This is a genomic window from Arthrobacter sp. LjRoot78 (genome assembly GCF_964254335.1).
In the GTDB taxonomy this organism is placed as follows: Bacteria; Actinomycetota; Actinomycetes; order Actinomycetales; family Micrococcaceae; genus Arthrobacter.
In genome coordinates this window covers 582121-602260 of record NZ_CAXUTG020000001.1, presented here as the reverse complement: position 1 = coordinate 602260, position 20140 = coordinate 582121, and the positions used below count along the sequence as shown (strand labels likewise).

Here is a 20140-nt window from a genome sequence, read left to right as displayed (position 1 = left end):
GGGATGTGCGGGCATCCTTCAAACCAACGAGTCAAACGAACGAGGACATTGTGTACGAAGGTGCAGTTCAAGAGCTGATCGACGAACTGGGCCGCCTTCCCGGGGTGGGGCCCAAGTCCGCCCAGCGGCTGGCTTTCCATATCCTCGAGGCGGACCCGCAGGACATGAAGCGGCTCGTCGAAGCCATCACCACGGTGAAGGAACGGGTGAAGTTCTGCACGGTGTGCGGCAACGTCACCGAGCAGGAATTGTGCAACATCTGCCGCGATACGCGCCGGGATCCCTCGGTCATCTGCGTTGTGGAGGAGTCCAAGGACGTCCTGGCAGTCGAGCGAACCCGTTCCTTCCGAGGCCGCTACCACGTCCTCGGGGGCGCGATTAACCCCATCGCCGGAGTCGGCCCGGAGCAGCTGCGCATCAGGGAACTCCTCACCCGGCTGAACGACGGCGCCATCCAGGAAATCATCATCGCCACGGACCCCAACCTTGAGGGCGAGGCTACCGCCACCTACCTGGCCAGGATGCTGAAGTCGATCGGCATCACCGTCACCCGGCTGGCTTCCGGTCTGCCGGTGGGCGGAGATTTGGAGTACGCGGATGAGGTCACCCTGGGGCGCGCCTTCGAGGGCCGCCGCAACGCCCTGAGCTGATCCCGACAGCGACGGCACACCATGGAATCGATTGCCTCCATTGTCACTGAACGCCTGGAACTGCGCCTCGTGGCGCAAGCCGACGCAGCCGCCCTCCGAGGATTCCGGGGCCATCCCGACGCAGTCCGCTATTTGTCGCATCAACCCCTGACGGCGGGGCAAACGGACCGGCTCCTTGCTGAACTGCTGGTCCGCGCTGAACGCTCCACGGCCGATTGGTTCCACTACGCCTGGGCGGTAGTCCTCCGCTCGACCGGCGCCGTGATCGGCGACGCCCGCACATGGAACACGGCCGAGCCGCCGCTGCCGGGCGGCATTCCGGCGGACTTTGCCAGCCTTGGCTACCTCCTCCACCCGAACCACCACGGCAAGGGGTACGGTAGCGAAGCCGCCGGGGCACTGGTCCGCTGGCTCTTCACCGAGCGCGGAACGAACGCCATCTACGCTGGCGTCTACGAACCGAACACCGCTTCGCGGCGCCTCCTGGAAGGTCTCGGCTTCGTCCAGGATCAATATTTCACCGCCGCCCAGGACACCTATGGCAAGGGGCTGGCCTCGTGGCGCTACCGCCTGGACCGCGCCGCGTCGCCCCTTGTCGAAGATGACTAACGGGAGGCCACCATGCGGTCACAATTCAGCGCGGCGCTGTTCCCGGCGATAAACTGGGCACATCAGTTACGCCGTCGCGCCGTTTTTGGTTGCTTGGCCCCGGAACCCCGATTTGATGCAGTGAGGGTGCGCGCATGAGTATGCCCACTACCGAAGTGAAAACCGAGAACCAGCCCGGCGTGCTGCCTGTCGCTACTGCCCGCACCAAACAGCTCATCGTGCAAAAGTTCGGCGGCTCATCAGTTTCCGACGCGGACGGCATCAAACGGGTTGCCAAGCGCGTCGTCGATGCACAAACGGCCGGCAACGAAGTCGTCGTGGTGGTCTCCGCCATGGGTGACACCACGGACGAATTGCTGGACCTTGCCGCCCAGGTCACCGACGCTGCCCCCGCGCGTGAAATGGACATGCTCCTCTCCGCCGGTGAGCGCATTTCCATGGCCCTGGTGGCCATGGCCATCAACAAGCTCGGTGCCTCTGCCCAGTCGTTCACGGGCTCGCAGGCCGGCATGATCACCGACGGCATCCACGGCAAGGCGCGCATCATCGACGTCGACCCCCACCGGATCCGCACCGCCCTGGACAAGGGGCACATCGCCATCGTGGCTGGTTTCCAGGGAATGAGCCGCACCACCAACGAGATCACCACCCTGGGACGCGGCGGATCCGATACCACCGCGGTGGCCCTCGCCGCCGCCTTGGACGCCGATGTCTGCGAGATCTACACGGACGTGGACGGCATCTACACGGCGGATCCCCGCGTTGTGCCCTCCGCCCAGAAGATCGACCGCATCTCCAGCGAAGAAATGCTGGAGCTGGCAGCTTCCGGCGCCAAGATCCTGCACCTGCGTTGCGTGGAATACGCGCGGCGATTCGGCGTGCCTTTGCACGTTCGTTCGTCATTCAGCCAGAACGAAGGCACCTGGGTCATGCCCGGAGCCGACGACAAGATCAAGACTCAAGAGGGAGTTGCCTTGGAGCAGCCAATCATCTCCGGCGTTGCACACGACCGTTCCGAAGCCAAGGTCACTGTGGTGGGCGTCCCGGACATCCCGGGCAAGGCCGCCGCGATCTTCCAGGTGATCGCCGATGCACACTCCAACATCGACATGATCGTTCAGAACGTCTCCACGCATGGAACGGGCCGGACGGACATTTCCTTCACGCTCCCCATCGTGGAAGGTGCCGACGCCCTCGCCGCCCTCCGTGCGGCCCAGCCGGAAATCGGCTTCGAAAGCATCGAGTACAACGAACAGATCGGCAAGCTTTCGCTGATCGGCGCCGGCATGCGCTCCCACCCCGGCGTCTCGGCCACGTTCTTCAAGGCGCTTTCCGATGCCGGCATCAATATCAACATGATCTCGACGTCGGAAATCCGCATCTCCGTGGTGACGCACGCCGACCTGCTGGATGATGCAGTCCGGGCCATCCACAAGGCATTTGACCTGGACAGCGAAGACGAAGCAACTGTGTACGGCGGCACCGGCCGCTAAGGCAGGCCCGCCCGGGTCCCAGGACCAGTGCAATAAAAGAACACCACAAAAGGAACGGCACCGCAGGGAACCCGCGGTGCCGTTCCTTTTGTGGTGTTGATGGGCTGCAAAGGGGTTGCAGCTCCGGCCTTGCGCCGCAACGGCCTACGTGATGTCTTCCTTGCGGACTGCGTAGTGGTGTCCCTCGGAGTCTGTCTCTACCTCGAAATGGGCGAGGTCCTCTTCGGAAGCAGCCTCAAAGTCGTCGTGCTTGTGAACAACGGGGACTGTTGGATCACCGCGGGTGGCTGGTCCAAAGAAGAACCGCAGCTTGTCGGTCTTCATCATGAAGCGCTGTATCGCCTTTGCCACAATTCCCACCCCCTTTCCCTTGCTCGGGTCAAGCAGTGATGCATTGGCCGGTTGGTATCTGTGCCCATATTTTACGCCCGGGGACAGAAAAAGGCCCCGGCCCGCATGCCAGTGTGCGGCACCCCGGTTCGCAGGCTAGCGGAGGGACTTATCCTCCGGATTCCTGGGCACTACATACGTGCTGCCGTCCGGCCTGCGGATGGTTTCCCACTGCTGGGACTCCGCTTCCCGGCGCAAAAGCAGCGCCTTGTTCTCGTCGGTCATCTCATGGCCCAAGGCACTGCGGTTCGCCGGCCCGAAGATGGCACGGAGCTTGCCGGTGGCGCGCATGAACCTTTGGGAGGCGTTTTCCTTGTTAGCCATTGCGGGTTCCCTTCAGAACGGTCGAGTCCAATCCAGTGTACGCTAATGATTAGCCCCCTAACGATTGAGAGTATGCCGATGAATCAGCGCTCGGCCGCGGCCATCGAAGCGTCTGACGAAGACCTCCTGCTGGAACACCAGCTCTGCTTCGCCCTGACGGTAGCGTCCCGAAGCGTCGTGGGCGCGTACAAGCCGGTTCTGGACACACTGGGACTGACCCATCCGCAGTACCTTGTGATGCTGTGCCTGTGGGAGTCCAGCCCCCGCACCGTCCGGGACATCAGCGATGCGCTGGCCCAGGAACCGGCCACGATCTCGCCGCTGTTGCGCCGCCTCGAGGCGGCCGGATACATCACCCGCGGCCGCGCTGCCGGCAACGAGCGCGCTCTGGCCGTGGGGCTGACACCGAGTGGCGCTGCTCTCCGGCAGCAGGCGACGGCGGTTCCCGGCACCATGATGGAACGCCTGGGCCTGACCCGCGACCAGGTAGGCGCACTGCACCAGGCGATGACGGACCTGATCGCCGCCACCAGGACCGCAGCCGAACGGGACGCCGCCGGATGGGACAACACAGGCGAAGAGTCCGCACGAGCTTAGCCCGGACCCGCCCCGCCCGGCCCGGATGGCAGCCGCGGCCGGCAATCACTGCGCTGTTACGCCGACATTCAGCTGCGTTGTCGGCCCCGTTCCGTACTTGATCAGGCCCACCCAGTTGCCCGCCGCCAGTCCGGCCCAGCTGGCCGTAAGCTCACCGGTGGTGCCGTTTTCAATGTTGAGTGGATTAGGGCTCACCGTCAGGTTTCCGGCGTCTCCCCCAAGGATCATCACGTCAACCGAAGCTGCAGTCGCCGCGCCGCCGGGGCTGGCGAACAGGTTGGTGGTCACCTTCCAGTCACCTGCCACGGGATCCGTGATGGACACTGCCTCGCTGGCAGCAGGCGTAGCCCCCGGATACAAGAGCCCCGCCGGAGAGACCACGTATAAATCGAAGTCCGCTGCCGGATTGGCGGAGTTCACCGCAAACTTGGCCAGCGACGAACCTGCCGCAACCGTGACGATCTGAACGTCGTTCGCGGCGTCCTTGACCCCGGTGTATGGCCCGGGAACCAGGCTGATCGCCGTCGAGTTTGCCTTGGCGAGCCCCTTGACGGTGACGTCGATCGGCTCGGGGCTGCCGGACGTTACCGGAATGACGATGCTGCCCGTGCCGCCCGCGGAAGCGGCATTAACCACCGCCGGCGCAACAGCGGTCACTGAACGGATGGCCACTGGCACTCGGACAGTGGCTTCACCAGAGCTCCAGGTCAGCGATCCGCCAACGAAGGCGTCCAGGGCCGCGCCGGAGTTCGTGAACTGCACCGTGAATGTGGCTTTCTCGCCTTCGGCCAGGGTCAGCACGTCCGGGGTCACCTCAGCCGTGATTCCGGGAACATCGACTTCCGCACTGTAGGTTCCGGCCGTCAACGCGGTCACTGTCCGCGTCACGGTTTGCGTGCCGGTGAGCCCGCCGATCGCGATGGAGGGCAGGTTGACGTCCTTGGCGGCCACCGGCGCAACGCCCAGCTGATAGCCCTGGCCCTGCAGGAAACCGAGCCAGTCGCTGGGGCCGGCGTCGTACACCAGCCCCGGCGTTGCCATCCGTGCCGGATCGATCTGTCCGGCGCCCTGGGCGAAGACGTCGTGGACGGGAGATCCCTCGGCATCCACCAGATCGTAGGCCGTGGTCATCATGGCTGATTTGACCGTGGCCGGGGACCACAGGGGGTTCTTGCCTAGCAACAGTGCCCCGAGTCCGGCAATATGCGGCGCTGCCATGGACGTCCCGGACAGGAACCCGAAGTTCTGGCCGTTGGAACCTGCCGGCGAGACAGCAGCAAGGACGCCCACGCCGGGAGCCGCAATGTCCGGTTTCAGGAGGTCACCACTGGCCGCAAGGGTGGGCCCGCGGGAGGAGAACCCGGCGATCTGCGGGACCGGTGGCGGGTCCTGGCCGGTGGTGTCGGTGGACACCAGGCTCGCCGTCAACGCCGTGTCCGCCCCTACGGCCTCCTTGATGGCGGGATCGTCGAGGTGGACCGTGGGAACGCTGTGCAGGTCCACATCCAGTGAGTTGGTTGTCAGGTTGACCAGGACCATGCCGACACCGCCGGCCTGGGCCACGGTCATGCTCTTGGCCGTCCGGTCCACCACACCCCGGTCGCAGACTACGATCTTGCCGGCTGTCTTGGCCGGGTCAAGCGTGCCGGGCGCACACAGTGCGGCATTGGCATCCAGTGCACCTGCGGCCTTCACAGTGGCAGCGAGCGCGATGGGCGCATCCGCAACTTCCGTGGCCATGATGCTGGCGCCCGCGAACTTCTCGCCGCTGGACAGCTCCACCGTGCCGCGGAGGCTGCTGCTGTGGGTGGAGGCAGCCACGCTGGTAACCCACGGAGCGGCGTGGTTGACGGTGCCGGCCGCCGGGCCGGAATTGCCGGCTGAAGCGGCCACGAAGATCCCGGCCGCCGCAGCATTCAGGAACGCGATGGACACCGGGTCGGCGGCGGAGTTGTTGGTGCCGGAGATGGAGTAGCTCAGGACGTCGACCCCGTCCCTGATCGCATCCTCAATGGCCTCCACTGCGCTGGAGGCGAAGCAGCCGGTGGTTGCGGGGCTGACGCCCTCCCAGCAGATCTTGTAGACGGCGAGCTTCGCACCCGGGGCAACGCCAGAACCCTTGCCGAAGTCCCGGCCGCCCACGGCCTGGCTGACATCGGTGTTTCCCGCGGCGGTGCTGGCGGTGTGCGACCCGTGGTTGTTGATGTCCCGTGGTGAGAACGTTTCCCTCGGCGAGCGCAGCCCCGGTGGTACGCCTGCCTTGAAGGCTTCGTCGTAGTACCGGGCGCCGATAACCTTGCTGTTGCACTCTGTTCCGGCGAATTCGACGCCCGCCTCGCAGACGCCCGTGAAAGTGCTGCCGTCCGCTTTCAGCATGGTGATCTGGTTTGCGGGCGACAGGTACGGCTCGCCCACTTGGGGCGCTCCGGCCAGCGGCTTCACCTGTTCGCCGGCAAAGAACGGATTGCCCGGTGTGTAGCCCGTGTCCAGGACTCCCACGACAGTTCCCTTGCCTGCGTTGGCGACGCCGGCAAACTGTTGTGCCCAGACCCCATCAGGACCTGGCAGACCCAGGAATTCGGTGCTGGAGTAGTCAATTTTGTTCAAGCTGTCCTTAACGACAGCAAGGACGCTTCCGTCCTTGCTTAACGCGCTGGCCTGCTTCGCGGACAACTCCGCACTGAAGCCGTTCACCGCCAGTGTGTAGTTGTCGTCGATGGCCACACCCTCCTCCGCGGCCAGCCTGCTTTGCTCTGACTCCAGGTGTGCCGAGTAGCGCTGGGACTCAGCGCTGCCGGCGTCGAGCTTTCTGCCGTTGGACGCGGCCGTCCCGGGGATGCCTTCGATGCCGCCCGTGTAGGCGGCCAGGGGTTTGTCCTTCAACATCACGATGTAGCGTCCGGCGTCGAGCGACGGCGTGTCTTCCACAACGGGGTCCGCGGCTGCCTGGGCGGGCGCCGCCAGCCCCTGGCCGATCATGAGTGCAATTCCCAAAGCGACGGCGGCGCCGAGGCGTGTGGCTGGATTTCTGCTTTGAAGGCGGGAGCCCACAGGCGGGTGAGTCATGACGAACGGCCTCCTAGGTTGCCGGACCGGGGGCATAACCGGTCCCACCTCCCGGATGTATCCGTCCACGTCGGCGAAACGTGGGCGTGAGGCCATACATCCAGTGATGTGAGAAACATACCGGAGTGGGGCCGCGGAATCGAGATGTCCGGGACAGATTTAATCGCCGGCCGCGCCGGGGTGCCCGGACTGGCGCGCCCAAGACCGGGGCCGGGCCGAACGGCAGGGTTCATCGTGGGGCTGCGGCGATAGAATGGACCAAAATGAGGAGGACCGGTAATGCGTAAGGCATGGATTCACGCGCTCGTCCTGGTATCCGTCGCCGGTCTCGCTGCCTGCTCGCCGGGCGGTGGCGGCCCAAGCCCTTCTTCCTCTGCTACCTCCAGCCCCTCGGCTACGCCCTCGCCGGACACAGAAACTACGGTCCCGGCCCCCTCTCCTCCGCCGGCGTCGGCGCCCGCCACATCCGGGCCCGGCAAGGGGGACGCCGAGCTCGCCATTATGGTCAAGCCGTCGGAATCGGAAGCCGCGCTGAACTACACGCTGGTGTGTAAAGGCGGCGTTCCGACGGCCGAAAGCAGCCACCCCTCGGCTGCTGCGGCCTGCACCGCGTTGAAGGACAACCCGGCGGCGCTCAGCCCGGCTCCCCGCAGCACGGACCAGGCCTGCACCCAGCAATATGGCGGCCCGCAGGAGGCCACTGTCACCGGGATCGTGGACGGGTCGCCGGTGGATTCATCCTTCGCCCGCAGGGACGGCTGCGAAATCGGCCTGTGGAATGCGGCCAAGGACATCCTGGGCTCCGCAGGCGGGGTTTCCTAGGCTGATGCAGATTCTGAAGCACGGCCAGCAGAAGGCGCTGCCGGCGGACGCCTGGCAGCGCCTCGAAGCAGCCCATCAGGCCCGGGTCCGGCGCTATGCCGACCCCTACCTTGCCCGCCGCTCGGCCGGTAAGAAACACCCCGTGGAGGATTTCCTCTTCACGTACTACACCCAGAAACCGGGCCAGCTCCTGCGCTGGCACCCGGGCGCCGGCGTCGTCCTGACCGGGCCGGAAGCCGCCGCCCGCTCCGGCTGGAAGTACTACACAATGCTCGACGACGGCGACCTTGCCGCCGCTGGCCTGCCGCCCGGCACCACGGCCGCGACTGTCGACCTCACCTCGTTCCTCGCCGAACGCAAGGAGGCGTTGCAGTTCGCCGGGATCATCCTGCGCGGCACGGCGTTGCGGCCCGCCCAGTTTGGCTGCTTCGGCCTGCACGAGTGGGCAATGGTGTACCGCCAGGACAAGTTTGAATTGCGCCACGAATACCTGCAGCTGCGCCTGGGGGCGGCTGGCACCGACCGGGTGGTGGAGGACAACAGGATCCGGTGCTCCCACTTTGATGCCTTCCGCTTCTACACTCCGGATGCCGCACCCCTGAACGAACTCACTCCGAGCCGGGACAACCAGCGGTCCATGGAGCAGCCCGGCTGCCTGCACGCCAACATGGACTTGTACAAGTGGGCCTACAAGCTGGCGCCCGCCCTTCCCAGTGAACTCGTGATGGACTGCTTCGAACTGTCCTGGCGCGTCCGCGCCATGGATATGCAGGCGTCCCCCTACGACCTCGAAGAGTGGGGATACCCGCCCATACCGATAGAAACCGCCGCCGGCAAGGCGGAGTACGTTGAATATCAGCGTGGATTCTCCGCCGAGGCCCAGGAACTGCGGGGACGGCTACTGGAAGCCCTGGCGCCCCTGATCGACGAGCTTGGGGACGGCGAATGACGGCCGACGTGGACCTGGACGTGGACCTGACCGTCCGGCTGACGGAGGCTCCGGGCGCGCCGCAGTATGAGTTCCGCTTGGTCGTGCGCAGGGGTACATCGCCCCAGGCCGCTGCGGTTGACGGCGCAACGCTGCCGGACCCTGCGGCGGCGCTTGCCGCCGTCGAACGTTTTGGTGAGGAAGCCTTCTTCACGCCGCGGCGGGCCGACATGCTCTGCACGCAGCAGTACGGCGGCCCGCAGGTGGCCGTGGTCACGGGGATGTTCCATGGCCGCCCTGTCAACAGTCATTTCAGCCTGACCGACGGGTGCGAAATTGCGCGGTGGCGCTCCCTCGCGCCGCTCTTCGGCGGCACACCCGGATCCACCGGCCAAACCTGAGCAGTCCGGTCTAATCTGCCGGACCTGAGCGAACAGGCCCATCACGCAGGAACGTCCCGGGGGCCTTGCGGCTGCCGGGACGTTCCTTACGGCTGTTTACAGTCGGTGCTCGGGGTTAGGTTCCCGGAACCGCGTCAGCAGTCGTGATCGCCGGGACTCCGGCAGGGTTGGACGCCGCTGCGGTGCCCACCTTGACGTTGATCCACGTCTTGATCCCGTTTGTGCCCAGGCTCAGGCGTCCCAGGTAGGATCCCGGTTCCAGGCCGGTCCAGCTGGCTGTCGCCGTGGTGGCCGTGCCGTTGGGGGCAACGATCGGGTTCGGGTTGACGGCGAGCTTCGCCTCCGGCTTGCCAGGGAACGAAACCGCCTGGACGACCGCCGAGGCAGGTCCGTTATCCGGGGTGGAGTAGAGGTTCGCCACGATGTAGTAGGTGCCTGCACGCGGCGATTCAAGGTCCAGGAACTCACTGGCGGATGCCGCTGCTACCTGGGTTGCCACGAGGCCGCCGCTTCCATTGGGTGCGTAGACCACCATGTCCCAGTCGACGTCGTCCGTTCCGGCCTGGATCCCCAGCCGGGCGAAGGTGGCGCCGGCGGGCACGTCCACTTTGACGAGTGCGTTGTGCTCGTCATTCTTTGCCGCATAGGCGCCGGGTGTCTTGGTGACGGCCGTCTCGGACAAGGGCGCAAGCCCTTCGACTCCCACCGCGATGGGTGCGTCCGAGCCGGAGACCAGGTCCAGGGTTCCGCTGCCGGTGCCGGTGGCCGAACTGAAGGCGAACGACGGGGCAATCTGGGCGTCCACCGGACGGACCGCAATGGGCGAGCTGACCGTGCGCGGGCCCTTCCACGTCAGGGTGCCCGTGGCGAACTTGCCCACCGGCGCACTGACGTTCTTGATGGTGAGGGTGACCTCGCGGGTCTGCCCTGCCTTGGCGAAGTTCAGCATCTGCGGCTCCACGTGGACGCTGACGCCGGGCAGGTCCACCACGGGCCGGTATGTTCCCGGCATCAGCGCCGTGATCTGGCGCTTGACCTGGATCTCGCCCACGAGGCTGCCCAGTGCAATGGACGGCAGGTTGAGGTCGCGCGCGGCAATGGTGCCGGCCTGGGGTGCACCGGTCGCCACGCCCTGGCCGTTCAGGAAGGCCAGCCACTGCTTGATGTCCGAGTTGTACACGAGTCCCGGGTCCAGGACCCGGGTGGCGTCAATGTGCCCGGCGCCGCCTTCGAACGGGTTCCGGTTGGGGGTGCCGTCGGCGTTGACCAGCGGGTAGGCGGTGGTCATCATCGCGGACTTGACCATGGCAGGCGACCATTTGGGCTGCTTGCTGAGCACCAGGGCTCCGAAGCCGGCGATGTGCGGGGCAGCCATGGAGGTGCCGGACATAAAGCCGAACTGCGCGCCGTTGTTGCCGATGGTGGAAACGCCCGCGAGGACGTTCACGCCGGGAGCCGAAATGTCCGGCTTCAGGAGGTCGCCGCCGGAGGCCAGGCTGGGGCCCCGCGAGGAGAACCCTGCCACCTGAGGGGCCGGGGCGAGCGGCTGGCCGGTGAGGTCACCCTTGAGAAGGCTCACCGTGAGCGCCGGATTGGCAGCAAGCTTGGATTTGAGTTCCAGGCTCTTGGGGGCATTGACGTGGACGGTGGGCAGCACGTGGTTGTCTGCATCTTCGGAACTGGAGGACAGGTTGACCAGGATCATGCCCACACCGCCCTTTGCCTGGATCTCGAGGCTCTTGGCCGTGCGGTCCACGACGCCGCGGTCACAGACTACGACCTTGCCGCTGACCTTGGCGGCGTCCAGCGTTCCCGGGCCGCACAGGTTCGCGGCCGTTGGCGCATCCGGGGCCGCAGCGTCGGCGGCAACAACCACGCCGGCGTCCTTGACTTCAGTCTTCATGATGGACGCACCGCGGTACATGCTGCCGTCGGATACCTTGACCGTGCCCAGCAGGTCGCTGGGGAACGTTGAGGCTGCGACGGTGGTCAGCCACGGCGAGGCGTGGTTCACGGTGGAAACGGTGGGTCCGGAGTTGCCGGCCGAGACCGAAACGAACACGCCGGCCGCGGCCGCGTTCAGGAAGGCCAGCGCAACGGGATCCGAGGTGCTGTTGGTGTTGCCGGAAATGGAGTAGTTGAGGACGTCCACCCCGTCCTTGATGGCCGCGTCAACAGCTTCGACCGAGGCGGACGAGTAGCAGCCGCCCGTAGCGGGATTGTCGTCTTCCCAGCAGACCTTGTAGACGGAGACTTTCGCGGCCGGTGCAACGCCGGAGCTCCTGCCGAAGCTGGCGCCGTCGATGACCTGCTCCACGTTGGCGTTGCCGGCGGCGGTGGTGGCCGTATGCGTGCCGTGGCTGCCCACGTCCACCGGGGAGATCAGTTCCTCCGGGGCGCGGTGTTCGGGCGTCACGTACTGACGGAAGGAGTCTGCGAAGTAGCGGGCGCCGACCACCTTGGAGTTGCAGAGCGTCCCGTCAAACGAAGCCCCTGACTCGATGCCCTTCTGGCATTCGCCTTCAAAGGTGGTGCCGTCCGACTTGAGCATGGCGATCTTGCCGCCCGCCGTGAGATAGGGGACGCCCACCTCAGCCTTGCCCTTGAGCGGCTGCACCGCGTCCCCCTGCAGGAAGGGATTGTCCGGGGCGTAGCCGGAGTCGATCACGCCGACCACCACGCCCTTCCCGGCACCGGCTTCGCCGCCGAACTGCTTCGCCCAGGCTCCCTCGCTGCCCGTGAGTTTCAGGAAGTCAGTGGTGGTGTAGTCCGGGGTGTTCTCCACATCCGGTGCCACCAGGAGCACATTGGCGTCCTTGGCAAGTTCGGTTGCCTGCAGCGCGGTGAGCTCAGCGACGAAGCCGTTGAGCGCGCCAGTGAACTGCTTGGACGGGGTCACGCCCTGCTTGGACGCGACGTCACGCTGGGCCTTGCGGAGGTGTGCGTCGTACGCCTTGTAGTTCTGGCTCCCGGCATCCAGCTTGCGGCCCTGCTGCGGTTTGGTTGCCGCTATGCCGTCCGTTCCGCCTTCGTAGGCTGCCGCGGCTTTCTCAGCCAGGACAACGATGTAGCGGCCGTCCTTGTAATCTGTCGGGTTGACGTTTTTTGCCTGTTCAACCCCGTTGGGTTCGGTGGGTGCCGCGGTAGCGGGACCCACCGCGACGGAGGAGAGCAGCAGCGGGAGGCCCACAGCCAACGCTGCAGCCTTCCGGAGTCCCCCGCCCCGGACAAGGCTTATTCCTTTTGATTTCACGAGCGACTGAAACCTTTCATGAGGTACGGGTCCGGCGGTGCGGCCGGTCTCGGTCAGCTGGGAAATGACAGCCGGATCGACAGTTCCTGTCATCCGGCGAGACCAGCCGAGTCAAACAGTACAGAGTGAGAGCCGGATATGACATAGGACACAAGTATCGTTTTGCTTTTGTCATCTCGGGCTTGGGCAGGGCACGACTGAGGGCGGTTTCCGCAGTGGAAACCGCCCTCAGTTCAAGTCAGATGTTCAGGTCAGGGGTTCAGGTCCCGGGTTCAGGTCCCGGGATCGGGAAACCGGCCTTACTGGCGCGGAGTCCGGACAACCTCGCTGATCCACTCGCGTGTCTTCGCGTCGATGGGGCCGGCTACGTTTGTTTCCCGGGCCGCGCGATCGGCTTTGATCTTCTGGATGACCATTCGGCCCAGGCCTGCGAACACTGCCGCGGCCATGACCGGAAGAAGGACGGATCTGGGTTTCTGAGCCATGCCGCAATCCTACTGAGCGCACCAGCGCACCACCAGAGCCGGCGTCGTTCTGCGCACTCCGGCGAGTGCCCCATTTCACAGTCCACGCACGAATGCGGCTTGACGCATTGCGCCCGGTAGAATGGGCAGGCAAGCTCGCGGAGCGCTCGTTCCCGCTGTCTTATGTTTGGAGTCCGCAGTGGCTGTGAATACAGCAGCAGACCAGCGTGAGACGGCATCACTCCGCTGCGCCCTTACCCAACGCTCACGCACAGGAGTTACCGGATGCCCCGGATCGTCGTCGACGTCATGCCCAAGCCCGAGATTCTGGACCCGCAGGGGAAGGCCATCGTGGGTGCACTCCCGCGGCTGGGCTTCACTGCCTTTAGCTCTGTCCGCCAGGGCAAGCGCTTTGAACTCACTGTCGACGGCGAGGTGACCGAGGAAATCCTGGCTCAGGCCCGGAACGCCGCAGAAACCCTGCTGTCGAACCCCGTCATCGAGGATGTCGTCAACGTCGAGGTCGTCGAGGCCTGAGATGACTGAACTTCCCTTGATCGGCGAGGCGGTCGCTGTCGCCGCGCACCCCCAGCTCGCGGGTGCGAAGATCGGCGTCGTCACCTTCCCCGGCACACTGGATGACCGCGACGCCGCCCGTGCAGTCCGGCTGGCCGGCGGCACCGCAGTGCCGCTCTGGCACGCGGACAGCGCGCTGGGTGACGTCGATGCCGTCGTGATTCCCGGTGGATTCTCCTACGGTGACTACCTCCGCGCCGGCGCCATTGCCCGCTTTGCGCCGCTGATGTCCAAGATCATCGATGCGGCCAACTCCGACGCCAAGCTGCCTGTGCTGGGCATCTGCAACGGCTTCCAGATCCTGACCGAATCGCACCTGCTGCCCGGTTCCATGATCAAGAACGACCACCTGAAATTCATGTGCCGTGACCAGGTCCTGCGCGTTGAAAACAGCAACACTGCGTGGACGCTCGACTACGAGGCCGGCCAGGAAATCACCGTTCCGCTGAAGAACCAGGACGGCCAGTACATCGCGGACGAGAAGGTCCTGGATGCCCTGGAGGCCGAAGGCCGCGTGGTGTTCCGCTACGTGGGCTTCAACCCGAACGGCTCGCGCCGCGACATCGCCGGCATCTCCAACGCCGCCGGCAACGTGGTGGGCCTGATGCCGCACCCCGAGCACGCCGTGGAGGCCGGCTTCGGCCCGGCATCCCTCGACGGCATCGGCGGCTCGGACACCGACGGCCTCGGTTTCTTCACCTCCGTATTGAACAAGATTGTGGGAGGCGCCAAGTGAGTACTTCAGCTGAAACCGTCGGCAGGAAGTTCAACATCGACACGGTCGAGAACGCTGCCAAGACCCCGGACACCGAACTCCCCTGGGCCGAGCTGGGCCTGAAGCAGAACGAGTTCGACGAGGTCGTCAAGGTCCTGGGCCGCCGCCCCACCGGCGCCGAGCTCGCCATGTACTCCGTGATGTGGAGCGAGCACTGCTCCTACAAGTCCTCGAAGAACCACCTGCGCCAGTTCGGCGAAAAGGTGACCGACGAAATGAAGAAGGACATGCTGGTGGGCATCGGCGAAAACGCCGGTGTCACCAACCTGGGCGACGGCTGGGCCGTGACGTTCAAGATCGAGTCCCACAACTCGCCGTCGTTCGTGGAGCCCTACCAGGGCGCCGCCACCGGCATCGGCGGCATCGTCCGCGACATCATCTCCATGGGTGCCCGCCCGGTGGCCGTGATGGATCCGCTGCGCTTCGGCGCCATCGACCACCCGGACACCGCCCGTGTCATGCACGGTGCCGTTGCCGGCATCGGCGGCTACGGAAACTCCCTGGGCCTGCCGAACATCGGCGGCGAAATGGTCTTCGACTCCGTCTACCAGGGCAACCCGCTGGTGAACGCGCTGGCTGTCGGCGTCATGCGCCACGAGGACATCCGCCTCGCCAACGCCTCCGGCAAGGGCAACAAAGTGGTGCTGTTCGGTGCCCGCACCGGCGGCGACGGCATCGGCGGCGCCTCGGTACTGGCCTCGGAGTCCTTCGACGACACCAAGCCGTCCAAGCGCCCCGCGGTCCAGGTAGGCGACCCCTTCGCCGAGAAGGTCCTGATCGAGTGCTGCCTGGAGCTGTTCAAGGGTTCACTCGTTGAGGGCATCCAGGACCTGGGCGCCGCAGGCATCTCCTGCGCCACGTCCGAGCTCGCCTCCAACGGCGACGGCGGCATGCAGGTCGAGCTGACCTCGGTCCTGCTGCGCGACCCCACCCTGACCCCGGGCGAGATCCTCATGTCGGAGTCGCAGGAACGCATGATGGCCGTGGTGACCCCCGAGAACATCGCCGCCTTCGAAGCAGCCATGGACAAGTGGGCCGTGGAGTACTCCTGGCTGGGCGAGGTGACCGACACCGGCCGCCTGATCATCACCTGGGAAGGCGAAGTCATCGTCGACGTCGACCCGCGCACCGTTGCCCACGACGGTCCGGTCTACGACCGTCCGTACGCCCGCCCTGAATGGCAGGACTCCGTCCAGGCCGACTCCTTCACCGGATCAGTCCAGGACGCCGGCCGACCCGCCGCCCCTGCGGAACTCGCCGCTGCCGTGACCGAGCTCATTGCCTCGCCGAACATGTGCAGCAAGGACTGGATCACCAACCAGTACGACCGCTACGTCGGCGGCAACACCGCGCTGGCGTTTCCGGACGACGCCGGTGTGGTCCGGGTGGACGAGGAAACCGGCCTGGGCGTGGCCCTGGCCACCGACGCCAACGGCCGTTACACCTACCTCGACCCGTACCACGGCGCACAGCTCGCCCTGGCTGAGGCCTACCGCAACGTCGCCACTTCCGGCGCCGTGCCGATGGCCGTCAGCGACTGCCTGAACTTCGGGTCCCCCGAGGACCCGGATGTCATGTGGCAGCTCGCCGAGGCCATCCGCGGCCTGTCCGACGCCTGCATGGTGCTGGGCATCCCGGTCACCGGCGGCAACGTCTCGCTGTACAACCAGACCGGCACCACCCCCATCCACCCCTCCCCCGTGGTGGCAGTGCTGGGCAAGCTCGACGACGTTGCCCGCCGCACGCCGTCGGGCTGGCGCGAAGACGGCCAGGCCATCTACCTGCTGGGCACCACCGCGGCAGAACTGGACGGATCCGAATGGGCGAACATGCGCGGCCACCTCGGCGGCCTGCCGCCCAAGGTTGACCTCGCCGCCGAACGCGCGCTGGGTGAAATCCTGATCAACGCCTCCCGCGACGGCATGGTGGACTCCGCCCACGACCTCTCCGAGGGCGGCCTCGCGGCAGCCCTGGTGGAGTCCTCGCTGCGCTACGGCGTCGGTGCGCGGATTGCCCTGCAGGACGTCATGGACCGCGACGGCGTGGACCTGTTCACGGCCTTGTTCTCCGAGACGCAGGGCCGCGCCGTTGTTGGTGTGCCGCGTTCCGAGGAAGTCCGCTTCACGGACATGTGCACCGCCCGCGGCTTCGCCCACACCCGCATCGGTGTGGTGGACGCGGCCAGCGGCCAGCTGGAGATCAACGGCGTGGATACCCTGTCCCTCGCCGCCCTCCGCGAAGCGCACGAGGCCACGCTGCCGAAGTACTTCGACTAGGCACCCTCATCGATTGCTCCGTAACCGCCCTTTTGAACCCTCAGAACGGCAGTTACGGAGCAATCGTTGCTTAACGCCCGGGCCGCCAACCTGCTTGGACCAGCGCGGTACGAACCTTGGCCACCGCCGGCTTGGCGTCGTTCAGCATGTGCCGTTTGGAAATTCGAACCTCAGTCCATCCCAGCATCTCGTAGCATTCAGAACGGGCAATGTCCATGACGATTTGCACCTCGTCACCGTGATGCTCGCCTTCGTACTCGATCCCGACCCGGTACTCGCGGTATGACAAGTCAGGCTCGTGATGGCGGAGACCATCATGGCCGATGATGGGCACGTTCAACTCCGGTTCCGGCAACCCGGCTCTGACCACTGCCAACCGAAGGAGCGTCTCCTGCGGTGAGTCGGAGCCCACCCTGATGAGCTTGATGGCTTCCTTCGCCTTGCGCAATCCGCGCTTTCCCTTGTGCCTGTCAATCATCCGCTGAAGGTCAGCCAGACAGCAGAGCGGCAAGGCCCTGTCCTCAAGGCCCGCCCGCGGCACTCGAACACAGCTGTCGCCCATGGCTATAAGCTCGTCCACTGACAGCGTCTCCGCCATGTCCAGCCAGGTCCGCTCCGGAGTGGTCACGGGCACGCCCTCGACGGTTGTGACCTCGTCGCTGTACAGCTTCATCCGGTGCACAATGACATGGGGCCGGTTCAGATGGGCTTCGCCCTCAGGCCTGATGACATGAAACATATCCTGCGATCCCTTCTGCAGACGTCGCGGCAGCAAGAGCAGTTCCGCCGCAGTGAGGTGCGATGCGGCGCATCGCTCGTTGACCTCAATGAAGGGCCGCACCCTGATACTCAAGGGGAGCTCCGCCGTCGCGCTTTCCGCGCGTATTCCCTTCCCCAGGCGCTTCAGGGAGCTGTGCCGCAGCCGTTTGGGTGATACTCCGGCGCGCGCCGCGTCCACCACGGTGAAGGGTCGATCCTGGAAATCAACGGGCAGTGGGCGCGGAGTCTTCATGGGTTCATCAGAGCAGAACGCCACCCGAGCCCGCAGAAGTTATCCACAAGACCCATCGGCTGCTCCGTAACGGCCGTTTTGGGGTGTCAAAAGGGCCCGTGCGGAGCAATCGATGAGTCAGTCGTCGCTGCGGAGCTCCCGCTGGCGGGCGCTAAGGAGCTCGAGTTCGGGGCGGAAGGCCACGAAGCGTTCGACGGCGGTAAGCACCTCCACGAGGTGCGCGCGGTCGGCAGCCACCAGGCCCGCGCCCAACTGCGCCCGCCGGTACTGTTCGTGGTCACCCACCTCGGCAACGGACACCTCGAAACGCCGCTTCAGCTCCGCCAGCAGGGGACGCACCACGGAACGCTTCTCCTTGAGGCTGTGAACGTCGCCCAGGAGTATGTCGAACTCGATCCATCCGATCCACATGCCATAAGCCTATCGATTGCTCCGTAGCGGCCGTTTTGAGGCCTCAAAAGGGCCGCCACGGAGCAATCGATGAAATCAGACGGTGAGTTCGCCCATCTGGTCCCAGCCGTCGCCGTCGAGCTGGCGGCTGATGATCCGGGGCGTTTCGGCGAGGGCCTGCGGCATGTCCGCCATGGCCTTCTGGAAGTGTGCGCTGTTGACGTGGTCGCCCGCGGCGTCGTCCTTGAAGGCCTCCACGAGGACGAACTCGTTGGGGTCCTCCACGCTGCGGGACCAGTCGAACCACAGGTTGCCTGGCTCCTGCCGCGTCGCCTGGGTGAAGTCCTCCACCAGGCCCAGCCACTTCTCCGACCAGTCGGGCTTGACCTTGAACTTGACGACAATAAAGATCACGGGGGTTATGCCTTTCGTTGTGTTTCTGCTGTCAGCCCGTCGGCAAGGGAATGCTCGCACTCCTCGATCGCCTCACGGGCCCATTTCTGCTGCTGGAGAGTGCCGACGCGTTCAGCCCACTGCTCGGCCAGCTGGAACTCCACCAAGGCTTCGGTAAAGCGCCCGGCCTGGTGCAGCGTCCAGCCGAGGTTGTTGTGCAGCGAGACCATCCAGCGTTTGGTCCGCGGATCGTGAACCGTGGAGGCGTACTCGAGGGCACTGCGGGTCCAGGACTCGGCATGCGCAGGGTCCGCGATGGCCAGCATGTGCAGCGCGTCAACGGCCAGGAATTCCTCGCTGAGGTGGTCCGCGAGTTCTGCGGCCTGTTCAAACAGAGGCACGGCCATGGCGGCATGGCCACTGGAGTTCAGCAGCCGGCCGCGTTCCAGCAGCACCCGCACGGCCACGGTGGGCTCGTCGGCGTCGATCGCGTCCAGGAGCGCATCGGCTTCCTCGTAGCGGCCCTGCAGGCCGATGGCCCGTCCCACCTGGGTGGCGAGTTCCGCCTGTTCGTCGGCGTCGTAGTGTTCATCTGCAGCGGCCTTCCGGAAGCGGACTTCCGATCCGGCGGGGTCGTCAAAATTCCACAGTTGGTCAAGGGTTTTCTGTTCCAGCATCCACCTGCTCCTGCTCAGCTTTCACCTGCGGCCAGTTCGTGTGCACTCCCAATGTATCGGGAAGTGACATGCCTTTGTGCGCGGGCCGTGACGGCGCTGCCAGCGGCGTAAAACCAGTTCGACGGCCGGCTGAAAGCAGTGATCTTCAGGAACACCCGGCCCTGGCCGTCTAACTCCACCACAAAGGCTTCCTCGCCTTGGACCGGATGGCCGGGCAAGGTTCCGTAGCCGAAACCGGCGCTTTGCGGGCCCCCTCCGGGGACCGGGCGCCGCACCCACACCACCTCGCAGGGAGCGTTGATCCGGAAAGGCCCGACGCCGAATCCGCTCACCACGCGCGCGCCGGGCCTCACGGTGTCGGAGTCTGTGCGGACGCGCAGCCCGGACCGTTTCTGCAGCTGCCAGGCCAGGATTCCCTGGGCCACCCTCCGGTAGAGGGCCGGCCCCTCGCCGAGGTAGGCCTGCGTGACCACGCAGGGCATGCCGTCCGGCGGTCTGCCGTCGTCGGTGGACCCGATGCCGGGGTAATTCAGGCTGCCGCGGGCAAGTCTGCGGGAGCCGCGGCTCAGGCGGAGGCTGCCGGTCCGGCCCGCCCCGCGGTCACGCCTCATTCGGCTTCACCCCGGGCGAGCCCTGCCCATCCCAGCTGTTCGCGCTGTTTCCGGCTCAGCGTGGCCACCACCAGGTCGTAGGAGTCCTCCACCATGTCCCGGATCATGTCGTCCGGCAGTGATCCATCCAGCCTGACCCCGTTCCAGTGGGTCTTGTTCATGTGCCAGGCACCGGTGATCTCAGGGTGGATCGCGCGCAGCTGTTCGGCCAGCGCCGGTTCGCATTTGAGGCTCACGGACCAGTCCGCCAGGTCCATGGCGGACGCAGCGAACATCTTGGCGTCGTGCCGCGCTCCGCCCGGCACCGCCGCGCGCACTTTGAAGACGGAGGTTTCAGGCCCAAACGGGAAGTCCTCGAAAGTGCCGGGAAAGCTCAGGCAGATATCGCGGAGGGTGGCAACGTCCATGGCACGAGCCTATCCGGACTCCCGGG

Annotated in this window: 21 protein-coding genes; 10 read left to right on the top strand and 11 right to left on the bottom strand. The window is 65.7% G+C overall.

Annotated features, from left to right (window positions below):
- Positions 1 to 50: 50 nt before the first annotated feature.
- From recR to ACSQ1X_RS02920, 3 genes are all read left to right on the top strand, one after another.
- The gene (recR, locus tag ACSQ1X_RS02930; RefSeq protein WP_055801029.1) at positions 51 to 650 is read left to right on the top strand and encodes a recombination mediator RecR; all 600 of its coding nucleotides are present in this window, start codon (positions 51 to 53) and stop codon (positions 648 to 650) included.
- Between the two features lie 21 nt (positions 651 to 671).
- A complete protein-coding gene (locus tag ACSQ1X_RS02925; protein ID WP_436056590.1) occupies positions 672 to 1259 on the top strand; it encodes a GNAT family N-acetyltransferase in 588 nt (195 codons plus the stop codon).
- 134 nt (positions 1260 to 1393) lie between these two features.
- Entirely contained in the window at positions 1394 to 2752 is a 1359-nt protein-coding gene (locus ACSQ1X_RS02920; RefSeq protein ID WP_055801034.1) for an aspartate kinase, read from the top strand.
- Positions 2753 to 2896: 144 nt separating this feature from the next.
- Here the strand turns inward: ACSQ1X_RS02920 and ACSQ1X_RS02915 are convergent, their stop codons facing one another.
- Positions 2897 to 3079, bottom strand: a complete 183-nt coding sequence (locus tag ACSQ1X_RS02915; protein ID WP_156372364.1) for a hypothetical protein — start codon at positions 3077 to 3079, stop codon at positions 2897 to 2899.
- Between the two features lie 159 nt (positions 3080 to 3238).
- Positions 3239 to 3466 carry a hypothetical protein gene (locus tag ACSQ1X_RS02910; RefSeq protein ID WP_028272231.1) on the bottom strand — a complete coding sequence of 76 codons (228 nt, stop codon included), beginning with the start codon at positions 3464 to 3466 and terminating at the stop codon, positions 3239 to 3241.
- Between the two features lie 78 nt (positions 3467 to 3544).
- On the opposite strand from ACSQ1X_RS02910, the gene ACSQ1X_RS02905 reads away from it, so the two are divergent.
- The gene (locus tag ACSQ1X_RS02905) at positions 3545 to 4063 is read left to right on the top strand and encodes a MarR family winged helix-turn-helix transcriptional regulator (protein WP_436056589.1); all 519 of its coding nucleotides are present in this window, start codon (positions 3545 to 3547) and stop codon (positions 4061 to 4063) included.
- Between the two features lie 45 nt (positions 4064 to 4108).
- Here the strand turns inward: ACSQ1X_RS02905 and ACSQ1X_RS02900 are convergent, their stop codons facing one another.
- Positions 4109 to 7129, bottom strand: coding sequence for a S8 family serine peptidase (locus ACSQ1X_RS02900; protein WP_436056588.1), 3021 nt, complete (start codon positions 7127 to 7129; stop codon positions 4109 to 4111).
- Positions 7130 to 7408: 279 nt separating this feature from the next.
- On the opposite strand from ACSQ1X_RS02900, the gene ACSQ1X_RS02895 reads away from it, so the two are divergent.
- The 3 genes from ACSQ1X_RS02895 to ACSQ1X_RS02885 are packed head-to-tail and all read left to right on the top strand — an operon-like array spanning position 7409 to position 9280.
- A complete protein-coding gene (locus ACSQ1X_RS02895) occupies positions 7409 to 7951 on the top strand; it encodes an SSI family serine proteinase inhibitor (RefSeq protein WP_436056587.1) in 543 nt (180 codons plus the stop codon).
- A gap of 4 nt (positions 7952 to 7955) precedes the next feature.
- Positions 7956 to 8900, top strand: coding sequence for a 3-methyladenine DNA glycosylase (locus ACSQ1X_RS02890; protein ID WP_436056586.1), 945 nt, complete (start codon positions 7956 to 7958; stop codon positions 8898 to 8900).
- Entirely contained in the window at positions 8897 to 9280 is a 384-nt protein-coding gene (locus ACSQ1X_RS02885) for a serine protease inhibitor (RefSeq protein ID WP_436056585.1), read from the top strand. Before ACSQ1X_RS02890 ends, ACSQ1X_RS02885 begins: the two co-directional genes overlap by 4 nt.
- A gap of 115 nt (positions 9281 to 9395) precedes the next feature.
- On the opposite strand, the gene ACSQ1X_RS02880 is transcribed toward ACSQ1X_RS02885, so the two are convergent.
- Positions 9396 to 12533, bottom strand: a complete 3138-nt coding sequence (locus ACSQ1X_RS02880) for a S8 family serine peptidase (RefSeq protein WP_436059246.1) — start codon at positions 12531 to 12533, stop codon at positions 9396 to 9398.
- A 299-nt stretch (positions 12534 to 12832) separates the two neighbouring features.
- Positions 12833 to 13018 (bottom strand): hypothetical protein, encoded by a 186-nt coding sequence (locus ACSQ1X_RS02875; RefSeq protein ID WP_055801054.1) that lies wholly within the window; start codon positions 13016 to 13018, stop codon positions 12833 to 12835.
- A 264-nt stretch (positions 13019 to 13282) separates the two neighbouring features.
- On the opposite strand from ACSQ1X_RS02875, the gene purS reads away from it, so the two are divergent.
- The 3 genes from purS to purL are packed head-to-tail and all read left to right on the top strand — an operon-like array spanning position 13283 to position 16624.
- On the top strand, positions 13283 to 13534 hold the full coding sequence (gene purS / locus ACSQ1X_RS02870) for a phosphoribosylformylglycinamidine synthase subunit PurS (RefSeq protein WP_011690410.1): 252 nt from the start codon (positions 13283 to 13285) through the stop codon (positions 13532 to 13534).
- 1 nt (position 13535) lies between these two features.
- Positions 13536 to 14309 carry a phosphoribosylformylglycinamidine synthase subunit PurQ gene (purQ, locus tag ACSQ1X_RS02865; RefSeq protein ID WP_436056584.1) on the top strand — a complete coding sequence of 258 codons (774 nt, stop codon included), beginning with the start codon at positions 13536 to 13538 and terminating at the stop codon, positions 14307 to 14309.
- Positions 14306 to 16624 (top strand): phosphoribosylformylglycinamidine synthase subunit PurL, encoded by a 2319-nt coding sequence (gene purL, locus ACSQ1X_RS02860; RefSeq protein WP_436056583.1) that lies wholly within the window; start codon positions 14306 to 14308, stop codon positions 16622 to 16624. Before purQ ends, purL begins: the two co-directional genes overlap by 4 nt.
- A gap of 70 nt (positions 16625 to 16694) precedes the next feature.
- On the opposite strand, the gene ACSQ1X_RS02855 is transcribed toward purL, so the two are convergent.
- From ACSQ1X_RS02855 to ACSQ1X_RS02830, 6 genes are all read right to left on the bottom strand, one after another.
- A complete protein-coding gene (locus ACSQ1X_RS02855; RefSeq protein WP_436056582.1) occupies positions 16695 to 17636 on the bottom strand; it encodes a hypothetical protein in 942 nt (313 codons plus the stop codon).
- 117 nt (positions 17637 to 17753) lie between these two features.
- On the bottom strand, positions 17754 to 18047 hold the full coding sequence (locus tag ACSQ1X_RS02850; RefSeq protein ID WP_436056581.1) for a DUF503 domain-containing protein: 294 nt from the start codon (positions 18045 to 18047) through the stop codon (positions 17754 to 17756).
- A 75-nt stretch (positions 18048 to 18122) separates the two neighbouring features.
- Positions 18123 to 18440: a putative quinol monooxygenase gene (locus ACSQ1X_RS02845; RefSeq protein WP_055801063.1), complete on the bottom strand. Its 318-nt coding sequence runs from the start codon at positions 18438 to 18440 to the stop codon at positions 18123 to 18125.
- A gap of 5 nt (positions 18441 to 18445) precedes the next feature.
- A complete protein-coding gene (locus ACSQ1X_RS02840; protein WP_436056580.1) occupies positions 18446 to 19096 on the bottom strand; it encodes a hypothetical protein in 651 nt (216 codons plus the stop codon).
- 14 nt (positions 19097 to 19110) lie between these two features.
- Positions 19111 to 19707, bottom strand: coding sequence for a DUF1990 family protein (locus tag ACSQ1X_RS02835; RefSeq protein WP_436056579.1), 597 nt, complete (start codon positions 19705 to 19707; stop codon positions 19111 to 19113).
- Positions 19704 to 20114 (bottom strand): MmcQ/YjbR family DNA-binding protein, encoded by a 411-nt coding sequence (locus ACSQ1X_RS02830; protein WP_436056578.1) that lies wholly within the window; start codon positions 20112 to 20114, stop codon positions 19704 to 19706. The genes ACSQ1X_RS02835 and ACSQ1X_RS02830 overlap by 4 nt, the downstream gene beginning before the upstream one ends.
- Between the last annotated feature and the right edge of the window lie 26 nt (positions 20115 to 20140).

Bases quoted from the DNA above. Each gene is read 5' to 3' on its own strand.
- ACSQ1X_RS02925 (WP_436056590.1), top strand. From the start codon at position 672: ATGGAATCGATTGCCTCCATTGTCACTGAACGCCTGGAACTGCGCCTC.
- ACSQ1X_RS02920 (WP_055801034.1), top strand. From the start codon at position 1,394: ATGAGTATGCCCACTACCGAAGTGAAAACCGAGAACCAGCCCGGCGTG.
- ACSQ1X_RS02915 (WP_156372364.1), bottom strand. From the start codon at position 3,079: ATGATGAAGACCGACAAGCTGCGGTTCTTCTTTGGACCAGCCACCCGC.
- ACSQ1X_RS02910 (WP_028272231.1), bottom strand. From the start codon at position 3,466: ATGGCTAACAAGGAAAACGCCTCCCAAAGGTTCATGCGCGCCACCGGC.
- ACSQ1X_RS02905 (WP_436056589.1), top strand. From the start codon at position 3,545: ATGAATCAGCGCTCGGCCGCGGCCATCGAAGCGTCTGACGAAGACCTC.
- ACSQ1X_RS02900 (WP_436056588.1), bottom strand. From the start codon at position 7,129: ATGACTCACCCGCCTGTGGGCTCCCGCCTTCAAAGCAGAAATCCAGCC.
- ACSQ1X_RS02895 (WP_436056587.1), top strand. From the start codon at position 7,409: ATGCGTAAGGCATGGATTCACGCGCTCGTCCTGGTATCCGTCGCCGGT.
- ACSQ1X_RS02890 (WP_436056586.1), top strand. From the start codon at position 7,956: ATGCAGATTCTGAAGCACGGCCAGCAGAAGGCGCTGCCGGCGGACGCC.
- ACSQ1X_RS02885 (WP_436056585.1), top strand. From the start codon at position 8,897: ATGACGGCCGACGTGGACCTGGACGTGGACCTGACCGTCCGGCTGACG.
- ACSQ1X_RS02875 (WP_055801054.1), bottom strand. From the start codon at position 13,018: ATGGCTCAGAAACCCAGATCCGTCCTTCTTCCGGTCATGGCCGCGGCA.
- purS (WP_011690410.1), top strand. From the start codon at position 13,283: ATGCCCCGGATCGTCGTCGACGTCATGCCCAAGCCCGAGATTCTGGAC.
- purQ (WP_436056584.1), top strand. From the start codon at position 13,536: ATGACTGAACTTCCCTTGATCGGCGAGGCGGTCGCTGTCGCCGCGCAC.
- ACSQ1X_RS02855 (WP_436056582.1), bottom strand. From the start codon at position 17,636: ATGAAGACTCCGCGCCCACTGCCCGTTGATTTCCAGGATCGACCCTTC.
- ACSQ1X_RS02850 (WP_436056581.1), bottom strand. From the start codon at position 18,047: ATGTGGATCGGATGGATCGAGTTCGACATACTCCTGGGCGACGTTCAC.
- ACSQ1X_RS02840 (WP_436056580.1), bottom strand. From the start codon at position 19,096: ATGCTGGAACAGAAAACCCTTGACCAACTGTGGAATTTTGACGACCCC.
- ACSQ1X_RS02835 (WP_436056579.1), bottom strand. From the start codon at position 19,707: ATGAGGCGTGACCGCGGGGCGGGCCGGACCGGCAGCCTCCGCCTGAGC.
- ACSQ1X_RS02830 (WP_436056578.1), bottom strand. From the start codon at position 20,114: ATGGACGTTGCCACCCTCCGCGATATCTGCCTGAGCTTTCCCGGCACT.